Origin of the sequence: Methylobacillus sp. MM3, from assembly GCF_001645185.1 — a bacterium.
Taxonomy (GTDB): Bacteria; Pseudomonadota; Gammaproteobacteria; order Burkholderiales; family Methylophilaceae; genus MM2.
This window is the reverse complement of sequence record NZ_LXTQ01000050.1, coordinates 1-15723: the sequence shown is the minus strand read 5'-3', so window position 1 is coordinate 15723 and position 15723 is coordinate 1. Positions and strand designations below refer to the sequence as shown.

Here is a 15723-nt window from a genome sequence, read left to right as displayed (position 1 = left end):
CTGAGGGGAGCGCTCGCTCCCCTTGTGTTCAACCTTCATCATGACGACTACCGACCCGTTTCGCGAATTGCGGGAAGAGCTGGATGCCCGCGCCGCGGAAGGCCTGTTGCGCAAGCGCCGGATCATAGCCGGCAAGCAGCAGCCGGCGCTGCTGGCCGATGGCGAAGATATGCTGTCTTTTTGCAGCAATGACTATCTCGGATTGGCAAGTCACCCAGCACTGATCGCTGCCGTGCAACAGGCCGCGCAAGAGGTGGGAGTGGGCGGCGGCGCCTCCCATTTGATCACCGGCCATCACCGGCTGCATCATGAGCTTGAGGAAGCGCTAGCGCACTTCGTCGGCATGCCGCGCGCATTGTTTTTCTCCACCGGTTACATGGCCAACCTCGGCGTTATTTCAGCGCTGGCGGGCCGCGGCGACGCCATTTTTGCCGACCGTCTCAATCATGCGTCGCTCAACGATGCGGCGGTCTTGTCGCGCGCCGACCTGCACCGCTATCCGCACAACGATGTTGCCGCGCTCGAAAAGCAATTGGCGCGGAGCACGGCCAGGCGCAAGCTGGTGGTGGCGGACGCGGTGTTCAGCATGGACGGCGACATCGCACCGGTGCCGCAATTGCTGGAGCTATGCGAACGCTACGACGCCTGGCTGATGCTCGATGATGCGCACGGCTTCGGCGTGCTGGGCGCGCACGGCAAGGGCACGCTGGAGCATTTCGGCGTGCATGGCCCGCGCATCATCTACATGGCGACGTTGGGCAAGGCTGCCGGCGTATCCGGCGCATTCGTCGCCGGCGAGTCGGAGTTGGTGGAATACCTGATCCAGCGGGCGCGCACCTATATTTACACGACCGCCATGCCGCCCGTGTTGGCGGCGGCTTTACTGGCGGCACTACCCATTATTGAAAAGGAAACCTCGCGGCGCGAACAACTGCAAACGCTGATCGCGACCTTGCGCGGAAACCTGAAACCGAAACAATGGCGACTGGACGAATCCATTACGCCGATTCAGCCCTTGATTATCGGCAGCAACGAAGATGCTCTGCGCGTGAGTGAGCACTTGCGCGAGCGTGGCATCCTGGTACCGGCAATCCGCCCGCCGACCGTTCCGCAGGGCACGGCACGGCTGCGGATTACGCTGTCTGCCGCACATACCGTTGAAGACGTAATGCGCCTGGTGAATGCGCTGCATGCGGCGGAAGGTGCGCAATGAGCCTTTATATTGAAACCGTCGGCAGCGGCGAAGATGTCGTCCTGATTCACGGCTGGGGCATGCATGGCGGCGTGTGGTCCGGCGTGAGGGATGCGCTCGCCGAACGCTATCGCGTGCATGTCGTCGATCTTCCCGGCATGGGGTGGAGCAAGGCATGCTCTCCTTATACTCTGAAGCGCGTGGCCGAGGTCATTGCCGCGGAGTTGCCGGATAGAGCCGCTTTTTTCGGATGGTCGTTGGGCGGGCAGGTCGCCATGCGGCTGGCGCTCGATCATCCTCAGCAAGTCGAGAAGCTGGTGCTGATCGGTGCAACGCCGCGCTTCGTCAACGGTGCCGATTGGCAATCCGGCGTCGCGGCCGAGGTATTCAATCTTTTCGCATCGCAAGTGGCAGCGGATTACCACGACACCATGACGCGCTTTCTCGGCTTGCAGGCCTTCGGCGGCGAGTCCTCGCGGGTGCTGATGCGCGAGTTGAAAGAGCGTTTTTTTGCACGCCCGGTGCCGGACAGCGCCGTATTGCAGGATGCCCTGCATATCCTGCTGGAAAGCGATTTGCGCGGCGAGTTGCCCGGTTTGCGGCAACCGACGCTGCTGATACACGGTAATCGCGACACATTGGCGCCGGCCGATGCCTCGCGCTTCATGGCTGCGCATTTGCCGCATGCCCGATTGCGCATCATCGAAGGCGCGTCGCATGCCCCTTTTCTTTCGCACCCCACGACATTCATGTCGGAAACGATGCAATTTCTTGCTCCGGCGTCTGCCGGAAGCGAGTACCTGAGCACGGCGGAGACGAATACTTGAGTCAGCAGGACGAATACACCATCGACAAGGCCCGCGTGCGCGCCTCTTTCGACCGCGCAGCTGCCAGCTACGATGCCGCCGCCGTGCTGCAGAAAGAAGTGCGCGGGCGCATGCTGGAGCGGCTGGATTACACCCGACTGGCGCCGCGCCGGATTCTCGATGCCGGTACAGGTCCAGGGCATGCCGCGCGCGCGCTGGCCGAGCGCTACAAGGATAGCCACATCGTTGCGCTGGATATCGCCCTTGGCATGCTGCGTCTGGCCGCTGCCGCCGAGCCGTGGTGGCGCCGCTTCATTCCTGACCGTCGCAGCGCCGTGTGTGCCGACATCGAAAACCTGCCATTGCAAACCGGCAGCATGGATCTGGTGTGGTCCAATCTCGCGATCCAGTGGTGCAACGACCTCGATCAGGCGTTCGGCGAAATGGCGCGGGTGCTGCGCCCGGAAGGTTTGCTGATGTTCAGCACCTTCGGGCCGGACACCCTCAAGGAGTTGCGCGAAGCGAGCGCCGCCGATCCTTCCCATGTGCATGTCAGCCGTTTCATCGACATGCATGACATCGGCGATGCGCTGGTGCGGGCCGGTTTTTCCGCGCCGGTGATGGATGTCGAGCATTTTGTGCTGACTTACGACGACGTGCTCGGCGTAATGCGCGATCTGAAGGCCATCGGCGCACGCAACGCCGCCCAGGGCCGTCCGCGCGGCCTCGAAGGCAAGGGCTTCCTCGCCCGATTGACCGAGCGCTATGAGCGCTTCCGTGAACAAGGCAAACTGCCCGCGACATTCGAAGTGGTGTATGGGCATGCATGGAAATCCGAATCTGCCGCATCGGTGTTGCCGGATGGCGCCAGCGTGATCAAGCTGCATCGCAAATGAAGCACGGCTTCTTCGTTACTGGTACCGATACCGGCGTAGGCAAGACGCTTATTTCGTCGGCGCTGGTTCATTACTTTGCGCAATCCGGATTACGGGCCGCCGGGATGAAACCGGTTGCGGCAGGCTGCGAGCGCGTGGGTGCTCACCTGCTGTCCGAAGATGTCGCTTCGCTTCGAGATGCAGGCAACGTCGACATACCGCTCGAAGTCATCAATCCTTACGCCTTCGAACCTCCGCTTGCTCCACATATCGCCGCGGAAGCGGAAGGAGTGCGCATCGAACTAACTATTATTCACGAAGCCTTCAAGAAAGCGGCGGATACTGTCGATATCCTCGTAGTGGAAGGCGTCGGCGGTTTCCGCGTCCCCCTCAACGATCAGGAAGACACCGCAGACCTTGCGTGTCGACTTGGGCTGCCGATCATTCTAGTGGTTGGGCTGCGGCTGGGCTGCCTGAATCATGCGCTGCTGACTGCGGAGAGTATTGTTGCGCGCGGGCTGAAGCTTGCCGGATGGGTGGCAAATTGCATAGACCCGGAAATGGAGATGCAACAAGAAAACCTGGCCGCACTTGGCAAACGTATTTCCGCGCCATGCCTGGGTGTCGTATCCTATCAGTCCGTGGCAGATTTCAACACGGTGGCAATGGCGTTTGATACGCAGGAAATACGGAATTTAGTTTGCGCGTAATTACCCAAACTAGCTAAAATACCTAATATGGGGTATTGCCTTAAGTCCCCGAATTACCTATCGAATTGGACGTGCTATGAATATATTTGAGAAACTCGTACAGCAGCTGAACCTCAAGAAGCAATTCCTGATGCTTTGTTTCCTTGAGGCGATTGGATTTGTTGTCGTTTATTTCGACAATTCATGGCCAATAATTCTCGTTTTCCTGATACTGAACGTGGTGACGGCATTGTGGTTCGGTTATCGTTCCGCAAATCGCGCCCAGGCGATTGCGCGTAACCTGCAAACTATCGCCGGCGGTAATCTTTCGCAAAAGTTCGGTCTGCAGGGCAAGGATGACTTTGCCTGGATGGCTTACGAATCCGACCGCGCGCGCAAGGGCGTGTCCATCCTGATCAAGGGGGTGACCGACACATCGCAGGATCTTGGCCGCTCCGCGGACAATATGAGTACGATGGCGCTGCGTACCAAGGAAGCCATCGCCAGCCAGGGCGAACATACCCACCAGATTGCCGCCAGCATCATGCAACTGGCCAGTCAGGTGAAGGAAGTTTCCGCCCAGGCGACGCGCGTTGCTTCTTCAGCCAAGGAAGCCAACACAGCCGCAGTCGGCGGCAGCAAAGTGGTTGGGGACACGATTCATTCGCTGGAGACCATTTCCAATGACGTGCAAGGCATTGCCGAATCCATCACCTCGCTGCAGGACGAAATCAACAAGATCAGTTCGGTGATGCAGGTCATCCGCGACATTTCCGAACAAACCAACCTGCTGGCACTCAACGCCGCCATTGAGGCCGCACGTGCCGGCGAGGCCGGTCGCGGATTTGCCGTGGTTGCCGACGAAGTGCGCAACCTGTCGCAACGTACCAGCAAGTCCACCGAAGAAATTACGCAGATCATCACCAGCCTGCAAAGCAAGTCGCACCAGGTCGCCAAGACCGTGCAGGAAAAGCAGCAGGATGCCAATGCTGCAGCCAGCAGCGCAAAATCTGCTGAAAATGCCCTGAACGGCATCGTCGGCGCGGTTCACGAGATCGTGACGCTGTCTGATGCGATTGCCGAGCTGACTGCGCAACAGGAAACCGCTACCGGCGGTATCACCGAAGCGGTGACCTATATTGAAGGTCTTTCCCGTCAGAACGCCGATGAAGCGAATTCCTTCCATACGATGTCGCAGGATCTGTCCCACAAGGCCGGACATCTTAATGAACTGGTTTCGAAATTCATCGTGTAGCACGAGATCGCACAATCAGCGCAATAAAAAACGGCAGCCTTGGCTGCCGTTTTTGTTTTTATCCGAAAGGAATTGCTATCAGGCGGCTTGTACCGGGATGTCGCGGCGCTTGTCCTTGATGCGATTCATGGAATCCACGTATACCAGTTCCGGGCGGAATTTTTCCAGTTCCAGTTCATTGTAGATCGCATAGGTCGCGATGATCAGAATGTCGCCGGGGGCAGCCTTGCGCGCTGCCGCGCCATTGACCGAAATGATGCCGGAGTTGCGCTGGGCGCGAATCGCGTAGGTAGAGAAACGTTCGCCATTGTTGACGTTGTAGATTTCGATCTGCTGGTATTCGCGAATGTCCGCGGCATCCAGCAATTCTTCGTCGATGGCGCAGGAACCCTCGTAGTCCAGTTCGGAGTGCGTGACGCGCACCCGGTGAAGCTTGGATTTGAGCATGGTTCGTTGCATGTGGTATCCGATTGATTTCAAAGGGCGACTATTATAACGCAAACTCGATATTGTCGATAAGCCGGGTTTTCCCCAGGCGCGCAGCCCCCAGAACGACGAGCGATTGCTCGTCAGGCGCGGGCCTCAGCAAGGTGGTTGCGCTACGTACCGAAATGTAATCGACGATCCAGCCGAGTTGTGTGAGGTATTGCGCGGTCTGGGCTTCGATGGCGTCGAAATCGCGGCGGCCGCCTTTTGCGGCCTGCACCACTTGCAATAACGCGCGATAGAGACGCGGCGCTTCCATGCGCTCGGCCGGTTTCAGGTAGCTGTTGCGCGAACTCATTGCCAGGCCATCGGTTTCGCGTACCGTTTCACCCGCCAGGATTGCGATGGGCAAATTGAGCTGCTGCACCATGTCGCGCAGGATAAAAAGCTGCTGGAAGTCTTTTTTGCCGAATATCGCCACTTGGGGCTGAACCATGTTGAACAGTTTCAGCACAACAGTCGCCACGCCGCGAAAATGTCCGGGGCGGGCCGCTCCGCACAACGCGTTGGCGATGGGCGACGGCTCAACCAGCACATGTTGCGGTACCGGGTACATTTCGCTGACGCTGGGGGTAAATACGATATCCGCGCCGGCGGCTTCAAGATTCACGCAGTCCTGTTCCAGCGTACGCGGGTAGCTTGCCAGATCCTCGTTCGCGCCGAATTGCAGCGGGTTTACGAAAATGCTGACCACCACGCAGCTTGCACGCTGGCGCGCGATTTCAACCAGCTGCAAATGGCCGGCGTGCAGGTTGCCCATGGTGGGCACGAAGGCGATTGCGCGTTCGCGCGCCAGGCGCTGGCGCAGCGCTTCGATAGTACCGATCACTTCCATCAGAAACTGTGTTCCGTCGTCGGAAATGCGTCGCTTTTGACGGCGGCTACATAGTGTTGGACGGCTTCCTGAATGCTGGAAGCGCCTTCCATGAAGTTGCGCACGAAGCGCGGTGATTTGCCGAGGTAGATGCCCAGCATGTCGTGCAGCACCAGGACCTGTCCGTCGCAGTCGGGGCCGGCGCCGATGCCGATGGTCATCATGCCCACCTTCTCGGTGATCTGCTTCGCCAGCGCAGCCGGCATCATTTCCAGCACCACCATCGCCGCACCCGCCTGGTCGAGAGCAACGGCGTCTTCCATGATCTTCCGGGCGCCAGCTTCATCGCGGCCCTGCACCTTGTAGCCGCCCAGTTCATGTACGTATTGCGGCGTGAATCCGAGATGGGCACATACCGGAATGCCGTTTTTCACCAACAGCTGCACAACGGCGACCTTGTCGCCCTCGAGCTTCACCATGTGCGCCCCGGCTGCTATCAGCACGCGGGCATTTTCCAGGGCAGTTTCCGGCGTGGTATCGCTGCCGTAGGGCAGGTCGGCCACGATATAACTGTTTTTTGCGCCAGTTGCAGTGGTGCGGGTGTGATATTCCATGTCTCGCATCGTGACGCCGAGCGTATCGCTACCGCCCTGCAACACCATGCCAAGCGAGTCGCCGACCAGCAGCACATCCACGCCCGCGGCTTCGCACAGTGCGGCAAAGCTCGCGTCGTAGCAGGTCAAGACGGCTATCTTCTCGCCACGAGCGGCCATCTGCTGAAGTGCAGTCAGATTCATCCTTCCAGCCTCGGGTGGAAATATTCGCGTCGGCCGCGCATGGACTGGATGCGTTCCAGCAGCAGTTCGAGCGCGGCTTCGTTATTGGTGACGTTGAGGTTTTCGTTGTTCACGATCAAGAGCGGCGACGCGTCGTAATGATGGAAAAAGTCGCTATAGGCTTCCGCCAGGCGCACCAGGTAATCGCGCGGAATGTCCTGCTCGTAGGGAATATCGCGCTGCTCGATGCGTTTCGATAGCGCGTCTACCGGCGTTTGCAGATAGATCACCAGGTCGGGCGTGGTCGTCTGCAATTGCAGATGCTCGTAGATCTGGCGATAAAGCGCATATTCTTCGTCGCTGAGGTTGAGGCGCGCGAACAAAGGGTCTTTTTCAAGAAAGAAATCCGCGATAGTGGCCTTGGCAAACAGGTCGCGTTGACCTAGTTCGCGCACCTGCTCGGCGCGCTGGAAGAGAAAGAACAATTGCGCTTGCAGCGCATAACGCTGCGGATCCTGATAGAAGCGTGGCAGGAAAGGGTTGGCACCGGCATTTTCCAGCAGCAGATCGACCGAGAAACGATCCGACAAGCGACGCGCAAGAGTCGTCTTGCCACTGCCGATGGGGCCTTCGATGACGATGTAAGGGAATTTTTCCGTCAGCGTCATGCCGCCATCCTTTCCACTCCCTGGTCCGGCAAGACGAGCAGCAGATCGCGTACCTTGGCCTTGCCAGGGACGTGCAATTCGGGCGCGATATCCGCCAGCGGGAACAGCACGAATCCGCGCTCATGCAGGCGTGGATGGGGCAAGGTCAATTCGGGGTCGTGCAGTTCCAGATCGTCGTAGAGCAGAAGATCGAGGTCCAGCACTCTGGGCGCATTGGGAAATGGGCGCTCGCGGCCGTGTGCCGTCTCCAGCGCAAGAAGAGCGCGCAACAGCGCAAGCGGCTCCAGTGTCGTGCTCACTTCGGCGGCGGCGTTGATGAAGTCCGGCTGGTTGTCATAGCCCACGGGAGCAGTGCGATAAAGCGCGGACTTGGCCGTGACGCGAGTTCCGGGCAATCCATCCAGTTCTGCCAAGGCGCGCAGCACCTGTTGCTGCGGATCTTCCAGATTGCTGCCCAGGGCAACAAAAGCACGATGGCTCATGCTTCGACGGGCGGGGTTGTGTCGCTCGCGGCGCGGCGCGGGCGGCGGCGACGGCGTTTCTTGGGGCCGGTGTCGGGTAGCAGCATTGCGGCGCGCTGCTCGGCATCGGCTTGAGCGAAGGTATCCCACCATTCTGCCAGTTCCATCGGCAACTCGCCGGATTGGCAGCGCAGCAGCAGAAAGTCGTAACCGGCGCGGAAGCGCGGGTTTTCCAGCAAACGGTAAGGACGCTGTCCGGAGCGCTGCTCGAAACGCGGCTGGATGGCCCAGATTTCCTTCATCGTCACGCTGAAGCGCTTGGTGATCGCGAGTTTTTCCGCCTGGATGTCGGAGACGTCGTGCATCGCCTGCATGAGTGCCGGAATCGAGCGCTCGCCCTTGGCCTGCATCTTCTGCCAGGCGGCCAGTACCTCGTGCCATAGCAGTGTTGCAAACAGAAAGGCAGGCGATACCGGTTTGTCGGCCAATACGCGTTCGTCGGTGTTCTGCAGCGCCAGCGTGACGAAGCGCTCGCCCATCGGTTGTTCCAGCACCACATCCAGCATCGGCAGCAGGCCGTGGTGCAGTCCATGCTCGCGCAATGCTCGGGCGCTTTCCATCGCATGGCCGGAAAGGAACAGCTTGAGCATTTCGTCGAACAGACGCGCGGGTGGCACGTCGTGCAGCAAATCGGCGAGTTTCGGAATCGGTGTTTCCGTGGCCGGATCGAGTTTGAGCCCGAGCTTGGCGGAAAGCCGCACGGCGCGCAGCATGCGCACCGGGTCTTCGCGGTAGCGCGTTTGCGGATTGCCGATGATGCGCAGCACGCCGGCCTTGAGGTCGGGCAGGCCGTTATGGAAATCGAAGATTTCCTCGGTGTGCGGATCGTAATACAGCGCGTTCGCCGTGAAGTCACGGCGCACGGCGTCTTCTTCGTGCGAGCCGAAGACGTTGTCGCGCAGAATCCGGCCGGTGTCGGCGATTTGCGCGCCGACATCGTCAGCAAGATGACTGCCGCGGAACGTGGAAACCTCGATGGTTTCCGAGCCGAACATCACATGCACGATCTGGAATCGACGACCGATGATGCGCGAGCGACGGAAAATCTTGTGCACTTGCTCCGGCGTCGCATTGGTGGCGATGTCGAAATCCTTCGGTATGCGTTTCAGCAGCAGGTCGCGCACAGCACCGCCGACCACAAAGGCGGCAAATCCGGCCTTTTGCAGTTCCTGGGTCGTGCGCAAGGCGGCAGAGCTGAGCTGCTTGCGGTCGATGCCATGGTCGCGGCGGGGATAGCGGTGGACGCTATGGTGGGATTTGGAATTTACCGTCTTCTTTTTGCCGTTGAAGACGCGTTGAATCAGTTTTTTGATCATGGAGCCATGAATGGTGGGCTAACCCGCAGAATTATAACGCAAACGCCACGATCAAGCCCGGAGACCTAACGAGCAAGACGTTGTTCCAGCCATTCGGCGGCTTGCGCCACGCCCGCGGCAGCAATCGGCTCGGTTGGCATGTCGAGAATGTCGTACAGTTCGTCGAAGAAGTCTCCACTTTCAAGCCTGGGCCGCGACACGCCCTTGCATGTGCCGTTTTCATCCAGCCATTTCGCCAGAAAGGGCGTCTCTGGCCAGTCTTCACGATGAATGTAGAGCACCGGGACCCCGCTGCATGCGGCTTCTACGAAGCTGCCATAGCCGAGTTTGCAGACCAGCGTATCGCAACTGGCAAGTACGTCGCTGAAGTTCATCTCCAGCGCTTCCAGTATCAACGCATCCGGGTGCGCGCTGCGCCAGCTGGCCGGGATCAGCCAGCGGACGCCGGGGATGCGCGGCCATTGCTCGGTGGACAGGCGACTGTCGAAACCGCCCAGGCTGACGAGTACAAGTTTTTCGCCATCGCCCAGGCCGAAGAACTCATCGATCTCTTTGCGCCGATTGCGGCCTACATGTGCAATCGGACCAATCTGCAAACGATTTTCCAGATGCATCATCGGCATGTGAGGTGTCAATTGCAGGAAAGCACCGGCGTTGGCATAACTGAGGTTGATCTGTTCGACAATCTGGTGCGTGCCCGAAATTGCACCGCAGTAGTGATCGAAGACGTCCGCCCAGTTAAGCGAGCTCATTCCGGCGCATGGAATGCCGGCGCGATAAGCGCCTGCCAATGCAAGATAGCCGACATTCGAAAGCACGAAGTCGGGAGCAATCTCGCGTAGTGCGCGCGATTCATTGGATACGGTGAGTCCCCAGTCGCGGTGTAATTGCTGGTAAGCGGCGGCGGTTTCGTTGACCTGTGCGTCGAGGGCAGAGTGCATCAGGATACCGACATCGCCGCCGCTTTCGCGCATGTAATTGAACGGGCAATGTATCCTGCTGCGCAGATGAGAAATTGGCGCCGTTGTACGTACGGTGATCTGTAAATCGGGCATGCGCTCGTGCAAGGCGTTGAGCACTGGTGCCGTCTGTGCGACGTGGCCGAAACCATGTCCGGAGATGCAAACTAATAAATGCGGTTGCGTGTCCATAGGCTGTGCAGGTTAGAATCCGTTTCTCATGGCAAGGAACCCGTATGAATAGCAATCGACGAATTTTTGTTATCTGGGCGGCAGCCCTGCTGTCGGCCGGCAGTTTTTCCGCAAATGCGCAGGTTCTGCCGGAAGCGGTTTCCGAATTGCGAATTCCGCTGGTTGCCAAGCCCACGTCGCGGCCCATGACCGTTGCCTATGTGCCGGATTATAGCCGTTACTTCATCGCGGATGGCGGTCTTGCTCCGATGCCGGACGGCTTCGGTATTCCCATGTCGCGTTCCGAAGTTCATGTATACAGTGAAAAGGGCGAGTACCTGCAATCGGCCAAGCCCGGCCTCGACAATCGCTCGATCTATTTCAACCGCAACACCGACCGGCTGGAAAGCATCACCTACAACATCTCCAGCGGTGCCGGCTTTACACCCAATACCGGTGTTTTCGGCCTCAAACTGGACGAAGGCGGCAAGCTGTCCGAGCAGACGGACGAGATACAGGGGCACAATCCCGCATTCGGCGGCGCTGCCACCATGCCGACCTACGACGCCGCGACCAACAGTTATTACGCCAAGCAGGAAAGAAGCAACAAGGTGCTCGTCGTCAAACTCGACAGCCGTACTCCCGTCGGCGAAATCGCGCTCGATTTCGCGGCTGCCGGGGTGCTGCCCGACGATCTCAGCGAACACTTCGTGGCTTATACCGATATCCCCGGCGAGGAATTGGCGCTGCTGGATGTGGATCACAAGGCGGTCGTGGTGTTCGATATCAAGGGTAAATTCGTTGGCAAGAGCGCGTTGCCTGCCGGAATGAAGCTGCGTGCCAATAATCATTACAACGGACTGGGCTACGCCAACAACCTGTTCTTCGTGTATCACGAGCCGGAAGGCGAGTTCGGCACCTATCACGGTTTTCGCATCTCGGATAAGGCGCGATAGCGTAAAAAACGGCGGAAGGTCACCCGTCCGCCGTCAATTCCTACGATTAAATCCTAACCCTTGCCCGCCAGTTTCTTGCCGGCGATTTCGGAGATATAGCCAAGCACGGCGCCGATCACCATGGACACGGGAATCATGATGTCTGCGGCATCGACAACCCCGCCGTCGGCGCCAGCGCCCGCCACGTCAACCCCGACCCAGGTGGCGGCGCCCAGGAAGGCGCCCGGGATGAAGCTCAGCAATGGAATTTTTGCCTGTACGCAGAAGATAAAGGCGACAACACCGAACAGACCAGCCAGTACAAGTACATTGCTATCACCGACCATGCCGAAGATGAACAAGGCGACTGCCGCCCAGAAATTACCGGCAAGATTGGAGGCGATGGCTTTTTTCAGGCCTTCCATGCCGCCGCCGGCTGCATAGAACGTAGCCCACGCGACGATTCCGGCCCAGACGATCAATCCCAGATCGGGCATGCCGACCGCCACATACACCCACACCGCAATTAAAACACCGATGCTGATACCTAACGCTACAAGTAAATCCATTGCTTTTCTCCTCGGAAAGTGAATGGAACAACTGCGGACGTTCGTATTGGCGCGACGGATTTTTCCGTTCTTGGGATCGCCCTGGAAGGCCCGCCGCAGAGGATGGTAGCCCCGAACACCTGCTGGTGCAATGAATTTGCACCGGAAATGTGGCGCTAAGCGCTTGTCTAGTCAGATGTATTGCCGGTTTTTGGCCGGTCAGGGGTTGGTGACAGGGTAGGCCCAGTGGCGTTTCCAGGCGCCCAGAACGAGGTTGGGATATTCCGGCCGGCCCAGGCTGCCGTTGTAGCGGCCGAGCGCGCGATAGAGATCGCCGTTTTCGATGTCCAGGTAATAGCGCAGGATGGTGCAGCCGTAGCGCAGGTTGATGCGCAGGTGGAATAAATTCTGGTCGGTGGTGCCGATGGAGCGCACCCAGAACGGCATCACCTGCATGAAGCCGCGTGCGCCTACGGAAGAGACGGCGTATTTCTTGAAGCCGCTTTCGACCTGGATCAACCCCAGCACCAGCTGCGGATCAAGGCCGGCGCGTGTCGCTTCGTAATGCACCGTGCGCAGGAAATCCATCCGGTAATTTTCGTCGGGAATCCGCTTGGCCAGACGGCGCGACATATCCTCAAGCCAGGCCGTCGCTTCCTGCTCGCTTGCAAACATCAGCTTGGGCGAGGCGGAATCGCTGATCGACTTGTGCAGCATGGCACGCACGCTGTTGGATAACGGCTCTTCCTTCTGCCTGCCGGCGAGGCAGGGCAGCGAAAGGGCCGCCAGCAGAATGAATAGCATTGCGCGCATAGGGTTTCCGATCGAGACCTATAACGATTTTACGAAATTAACGATATCGTTCAATGGCATGTTGCGCGATTCCTTGTCGGTGCGGGCCTGGTATTCCACCTGGCCTTCCTTGAGGCCGCGGTCGCCGATGGTGATACGGTGCGGAATGCCGATCAGTTCCAGGTCGGCGAACATCACGCCGGGCCGTTCGCCGCGGTCGTCCAGCAACACGTCTATCCCGTTAGCGGCAAGTTCATCGTGCAGCTTGAGGGCGGCGGCACGTACTTCTTCGTTGCGGTCGAAACCGATGGGCGCGATGGCCACGGTGAACGGCGCAATCGCCGTGGGGAAGATGATGCCGCGCTCGTCGTTGCCCTGTTCGATGGCAGCACCCACAATGCGCGAAACGCCGATGCCGTAGCAGCCCATCTCCATTACTTGCGCTTTGCCGTTTTCGTCCAGGTAAGTGGCTTCCATCGCTTGCGAATATTTGTTGCCCAGCTGGAAGATGTGACCGACTTCGATGCCGCGGCAGATATCCAGCGCGCCCTTGCCGTCGGAACATGGATCGCCCGCGACCACGTTGCGGATGTCTGCGACCAGGTCGGGTTCTGGCAAATCACGGCCCCAGTTGACGCCGGCGGTGTGATATTTCGGCTTGTTGGCGCCGCAAACGAAATCGCTCATTGCGGCCACGGTACGGTCGGCGATTACGCGGATGTTGCTGCGGTCGATGCCAACCGGGCCGAGGAATCCGGGCGGGCAATTGAAGATTTCGCGGATTTCGGCTTCGGAGGCGAAGCGGAAATCGGCCAGCCCCTCGATCTTGGCGGCCTTTACTTCGTTCAGGCTATGGTCGCCGCGAATCAGCAATATGTGCAGCTTTTCGTTGGCGATCACGGCGATCAGCTTCACCGTGCGTTGCAGCGGAATGCCGAGCAGCGCGGCGACGTCCTCGCACGTAGTCTGCTTGGGCGTTTCCACATCGCGCATGGTTTCGGCTGCTGTCGCGCGCGGTTCGGCGGGGGCGAGTGCTTCCGCCATTTCCACGTTGGCGGCGTAATCCGAGGACGGGTTGAAAGCGATTGCATCCTCGCCTGAATCGGCCAGCACGTGAAACTCATGCGAGCCGGTGCCGCCTATGGCGCCGGTGTCAGCGGCCACGGCACGGAATTTCAGGCCGAGGCGGGTGAAAATGTTGGAATAGGTACGGTGCATCACCGCGTAGGTCTCTTCCAGGCTCCCCTTGTCGGTGTGGAAGGAGTATGCATCCTTCATCACGAATTCGCGCGCGCGCATCACGCCGAAACGGGGGCGAATCTCGTCGCGGAACTTGGTCTGGATCTGGTAGAAATTGAGCGGCAGTTGCTTGTAGCTCTTGATTTCGCGGCGCGCGATGTCAGTGATCACTTCTTCGTGCGTCGGGCCGAAGCAGAAATCGCGACTGTGTCTGTCCTTGATTTTCAGCATCTGCGGGCCGAAGACTTCCCAGCGGCCGGTTTCCTGCCACAGTTCGGCTGGGGTGACGGCGGGCATCAGCAGCTCCAGCGCGCCGGCCTTGTCCATTTCTTCGCGCACGACGGCTTCTACCTTGCGCAGCACGCGCAGGCCCAGCGGCATCCAGCTATAGAGCCCGGAGCCCAAACGCTTGATCAGCCCGGCGCGCAGCATCAGGCGATGCGACGCCAGTTCGGCTTCGGCCGGAGCTTCTTTAAGGGTGGACAGGAAGAATTGTGAAACGCGCATCGGGAAAGCTTTCTGAATTGAACCGTTAAGGCACGGAATTTTATAGGAATTACCGTGTTAAGTCAGCGATGACTTAATGCGCCGCGCTATTGTCAGGCTTCCAGCCAGCCTGCCAGATATCGAGAGGAAGAATAATTGCTGGTTTTCCGTTATCGTAAAACCACGAATCGACGGCGAATTTCTTCATGCTGCCGATTTCGGCGATGACGGCGGTGGAGTGGCGTCCGAAGATCAAAAATCCGCCGCGAGTCTTGGTATCGAGGATTTCATGGAAGTGTATCAGCCCGTCGGCGCGCATCATGCGCATGTAATTCGTGCTGTTGGTGGCTTCATCGTTGCAATCGAGCTGGCCCGGCCAGGCCGAGTTGCCGAAAGTCCCGGCGCGGTCGCCTGAAGTGCCGGTCTTGGGGCCGACGATGCTTTCCAGCAGGCCGATAGCGTTGCGTATGGTTTCGAGCTCGGATTCCGCATCGCGCGGCAGGGGGTCAAACATCGCGCGCACCCGCGACCATTCCTCTGAAGTCAGTCCGACCTGCTCGATGGCGGCGCAGGTGCCGCCCCAGCAGAAGCTGAAGCGCTGCGGTGTCGGAGTTTCATGTAGAACGTGCGTCATCGCTTCGGCATCGGCTGTTGCCGCGATGGGAAAAGATAAAACAGCGGCCACCACCGCCGCTTTCAAAACATGACGATCAGACCACCACCGGGACATCGGGCAATTCGTTGGGGTTGTCACGGCCATGCGCGGGGAAGTGTTCTTGCAGGATGGCGGTAATGCGCGCGATGCCCAGCAGCACGCCCGCTTCAAAACGGCCTGCGCGGAATTCGGTTTCCATTGCGTGGCAAATCGCTTCCCAGTTGGCCGCGCCAACCCGCGCATGCACGCCGCGGTCGGCGACGATTTCGACATCATGGTCTGCCAGCAGCAGATAGATCAGCACGCCGTTGTTGTGTTCGGTATCCCAGATCCGCAGTTGCGAGAAGATTTGCAGCGCCCGCTTGCGCGCCGGCATGCCGTCCAGCACGTCATGCCAGGGCAGCGCACCTTCAATGGCAAAGCGCACTTCGCCCGTATGCGAGCGCTCGCTATCGCTAATGGCTTTGGCGATGGCCGACATGGCGCTGGATGGAAAATTACGCTTAACCAGCCAGGGCGGAAAAAACCAGTGTTTCAGGA

Annotated in this window: 18 protein-coding genes; 6 read left to right on the top strand and 12 right to left on the bottom strand. The window is 59.1% G+C overall.

From position 1 onward, the window contains the following. Positions 1-40: 40 nt before the first annotated feature. The 5 genes from bioF to A7976_RS11940 all read left to right on the top strand — a co-directional run bounded on the left by bioF (position 41) and on the right by A7976_RS11940 (position 4817). Complete coding sequence (gene bioF / locus A7976_RS11960; protein WP_067112141.1) at positions 41-1213, top strand: 8-amino-7-oxononanoate synthase; 1173 nt, start codon at positions 41-43, stop codon at positions 1211-1213. Continuing rightward, the gene (gene bioH, locus A7976_RS11955) at positions 1210-2019 is read left to right on the top strand and encodes a pimeloyl-ACP methyl ester esterase BioH (RefSeq protein WP_067112138.1); all 810 of its coding nucleotides are present in this window, start codon (positions 1210-1212) and stop codon (positions 2017-2019) included. Before bioF ends, bioH begins: the two co-directional genes overlap by 4 nt. Continuing rightward, entirely contained in the window at positions 2016-2894 is an 879-nt protein-coding gene (gene bioC, locus A7976_RS11950) for a malonyl-ACP O-methyltransferase BioC (RefSeq protein WP_067112135.1), read from the top strand. Before bioH ends, bioC begins: the two co-directional genes overlap by 4 nt. After that, positions 2891-3583: a dethiobiotin synthase gene (bioD, locus tag A7976_RS11945; protein WP_067112132.1), complete on the top strand. Its 693-nt coding sequence runs from the start codon at positions 2891-2893 to the stop codon at positions 3581-3583. The genes bioC and bioD overlap by 4 nt, the downstream gene beginning before the upstream one ends. 76 nt (positions 3584-3659) lie before the next feature. Continuing rightward, the gene (locus tag A7976_RS11940; protein WP_067112129.1) at positions 3660-4817 is read left to right on the top strand and encodes a methyl-accepting chemotaxis protein; all 1158 of its coding nucleotides are present in this window, start codon (positions 3660-3662) and stop codon (positions 4815-4817) included. Between the two features lie 78 nt (positions 4818-4895). Here the strand turns inward: A7976_RS11940 and panD are convergent, their stop codons facing one another. The 7 genes from panD to A7976_RS11905 form a co-directional block, all read right to left on the bottom strand. Next, positions 4896-5276, bottom strand: coding sequence for an aspartate 1-decarboxylase (gene panD, locus A7976_RS11935; RefSeq protein ID WP_067112126.1), 381 nt, complete (start codon positions 5274-5276; stop codon positions 4896-4898). Between the two features lie 31 nt (positions 5277-5307). Then, positions 5308-6138, bottom strand: a complete 831-nt coding sequence (gene panC / locus A7976_RS11930) for a pantoate--beta-alanine ligase (RefSeq protein WP_067112123.1) — start codon at positions 6136-6138, stop codon at positions 5308-5310. Further along, a complete protein-coding gene (gene panB / locus A7976_RS11925; protein ID WP_067112120.1) occupies positions 6138-6914 on the bottom strand; it encodes a 3-methyl-2-oxobutanoate hydroxymethyltransferase in 777 nt (258 codons plus the stop codon). Before panB ends, panC begins: the two co-directional genes overlap by 1 nt. Then, the gene (locus A7976_RS11920) at positions 6911-7561 is read right to left on the bottom strand and encodes a deoxynucleoside kinase (protein WP_067112117.1); all 651 of its coding nucleotides are present in this window, start codon (positions 7559-7561) and stop codon (positions 6911-6913) included. Before A7976_RS11920 ends, panB begins: the two co-directional genes overlap by 4 nt. Continuing rightward, on the bottom strand, positions 7558-8043 hold the full coding sequence (folK, locus tag A7976_RS11915) for a 2-amino-4-hydroxy-6-hydroxymethyldihydropteridine diphosphokinase (RefSeq protein ID WP_067112114.1): 486 nt from the start codon (positions 8041-8043) through the stop codon (positions 7558-7560). The genes A7976_RS11920 and folK overlap by 4 nt, the downstream gene beginning before the upstream one ends. After that, on the bottom strand, positions 8040-9398 hold the full coding sequence (gene pcnB, locus A7976_RS11910; RefSeq protein WP_067112111.1) for a polynucleotide adenylyltransferase PcnB: 1359 nt from the start codon (positions 9396-9398) through the stop codon (positions 8040-8042). The genes folK and pcnB overlap by 4 nt, the downstream gene beginning before the upstream one ends. A gap of 65 nt (positions 9399-9463) precedes the next feature. Continuing rightward, positions 9464-10549, bottom strand: coding sequence for a hypothetical protein (locus A7976_RS11905; RefSeq protein ID WP_067112108.1), 1086 nt, complete (start codon positions 10547-10549; stop codon positions 9464-9466). A 44-nt stretch (positions 10550-10593) separates the two neighbouring features. On the opposite strand from A7976_RS11905, the gene A7976_RS11900 reads away from it, so the two are divergent. Next, positions 10594-11484, top strand: coding sequence for a hypothetical protein (locus tag A7976_RS11900; RefSeq protein ID WP_067112105.1), 891 nt, complete (start codon positions 10594-10596; stop codon positions 11482-11484). A gap of 53 nt (positions 11485-11537) precedes the next feature. Here A7976_RS11900 and A7976_RS11895 read toward each other — a convergent pair whose 3' ends face one another. From A7976_RS11895 to A7976_RS11875, 5 genes are all read right to left on the bottom strand, one after another. Further along, positions 11538-12032 carry a DUF1097 domain-containing protein gene (locus tag A7976_RS11895; RefSeq protein WP_067112102.1) on the bottom strand — a complete coding sequence of 165 codons (495 nt, stop codon included), beginning with the start codon at positions 12030-12032 and terminating at the stop codon, positions 11538-11540. Positions 12033-12230: 198 nt separating this feature from the next. Then, on the bottom strand, positions 12231-12824 hold the full coding sequence (locus tag A7976_RS11890) for a lytic transglycosylase domain-containing protein (RefSeq protein WP_067112099.1): 594 nt from the start codon (positions 12822-12824) through the stop codon (positions 12231-12233). Positions 12825-12842: 18 nt separating this feature from the next. Then, positions 12843-14549 carry a proline--tRNA ligase gene (locus tag A7976_RS11885; protein WP_067112096.1) on the bottom strand — a complete coding sequence of 569 codons (1707 nt, stop codon included), beginning with the start codon at positions 14547-14549 and terminating at the stop codon, positions 12843-12845. Between the two features lie 73 nt (positions 14550-14622). Next, entirely contained in the window at positions 14623-15258 is a 636-nt protein-coding gene (locus A7976_RS11880) for a hypothetical protein (RefSeq protein WP_067112093.1), read from the bottom strand. Then, positions 15239-15721, bottom strand: coding sequence for a TPM domain-containing protein (locus A7976_RS11875; protein WP_067112090.1), 483 nt, complete (start codon positions 15719-15721; stop codon positions 15239-15241). The genes A7976_RS11880 and A7976_RS11875 overlap by 20 nt, the downstream gene beginning before the upstream one ends. Between the last annotated feature and the right edge of the window lie 2 nt (positions 15722-15723).

Coding starts and splice junctions, on each gene's coding strand:
- bioF (WP_067112141.1), top strand. CDS start 41: ATGACGACTACCGACCCGTTTCGCGAATTGCGGGAAGAGCTGGATGCC.
- bioH (WP_067112138.1), top strand. CDS start 1,210: ATGAGCCTTTATATTGAAACCGTCGGCAGCGGCGAAGATGTCGTCCTG.
- bioD (WP_067112132.1), top strand. CDS start 2,891: ATGAAGCACGGCTTCTTCGTTACTGGTACCGATACCGGCGTAGGCAAG.
- A7976_RS11940 (WP_067112129.1), top strand. CDS start 3,660: ATGAATATATTTGAGAAACTCGTACAGCAGCTGAACCTCAAGAAGCAA.
- panD (WP_067112126.1), bottom strand. CDS start 5,276: ATGCAACGAACCATGCTCAAATCCAAGCTTCACCGGGTGCGCGTCACG.
- panC (WP_067112123.1), bottom strand. CDS start 6,138: ATGGAAGTGATCGGTACTATCGAAGCGCTGCGCCAGCGCCTGGCGCGC.
- panB (WP_067112120.1), bottom strand. CDS start 6,914: ATGAATCTGACTGCACTTCAGCAGATGGCCGCTCGTGGCGAGAAGATA.
- A7976_RS11920 (WP_067112117.1), bottom strand. CDS start 7,561: ATGACGCTGACGGAAAAATTCCCTTACATCGTCATCGAAGGCCCCATC.
- folK (WP_067112114.1), bottom strand. CDS start 8,043: ATGAGCCATCGTGCTTTTGTTGCCCTGGGCAGCAATCTGGAAGATCCG.
- pcnB (WP_067112111.1), bottom strand. CDS start 9,398: ATGATCAAAAAACTGATTCAACGCGTCTTCAACGGCAAAAAGAAGACG.
- A7976_RS11905 (WP_067112108.1), bottom strand. CDS start 10,549: ATGGACACGCAACCGCATTTATTAGTTTGCATCTCCGGACATGGTTTC.
- A7976_RS11900 (WP_067112105.1), top strand. CDS start 10,594: ATGAATAGCAATCGACGAATTTTTGTTATCTGGGCGGCAGCCCTGCTG.
- A7976_RS11895 (WP_067112102.1), bottom strand. CDS start 12,032: ATGGATTTACTTGTAGCGTTAGGTATCAGCATCGGTGTTTTAATTGCG.
- A7976_RS11890 (WP_067112099.1), bottom strand. CDS start 12,824: ATGCGCGCAATGCTATTCATTCTGCTGGCGGCCCTTTCGCTGCCCTGC.
- A7976_RS11885 (WP_067112096.1), bottom strand. CDS start 14,549: ATGCGCGTTTCACAATTCTTCCTGTCCACCCTTAAAGAAGCTCCGGCC.
- A7976_RS11880 (WP_067112093.1), bottom strand. CDS start 15,258: ATGTCCCGGTGGTGGTCTGATCGTCATGTTTTGAAAGCGGCGGTGGTG.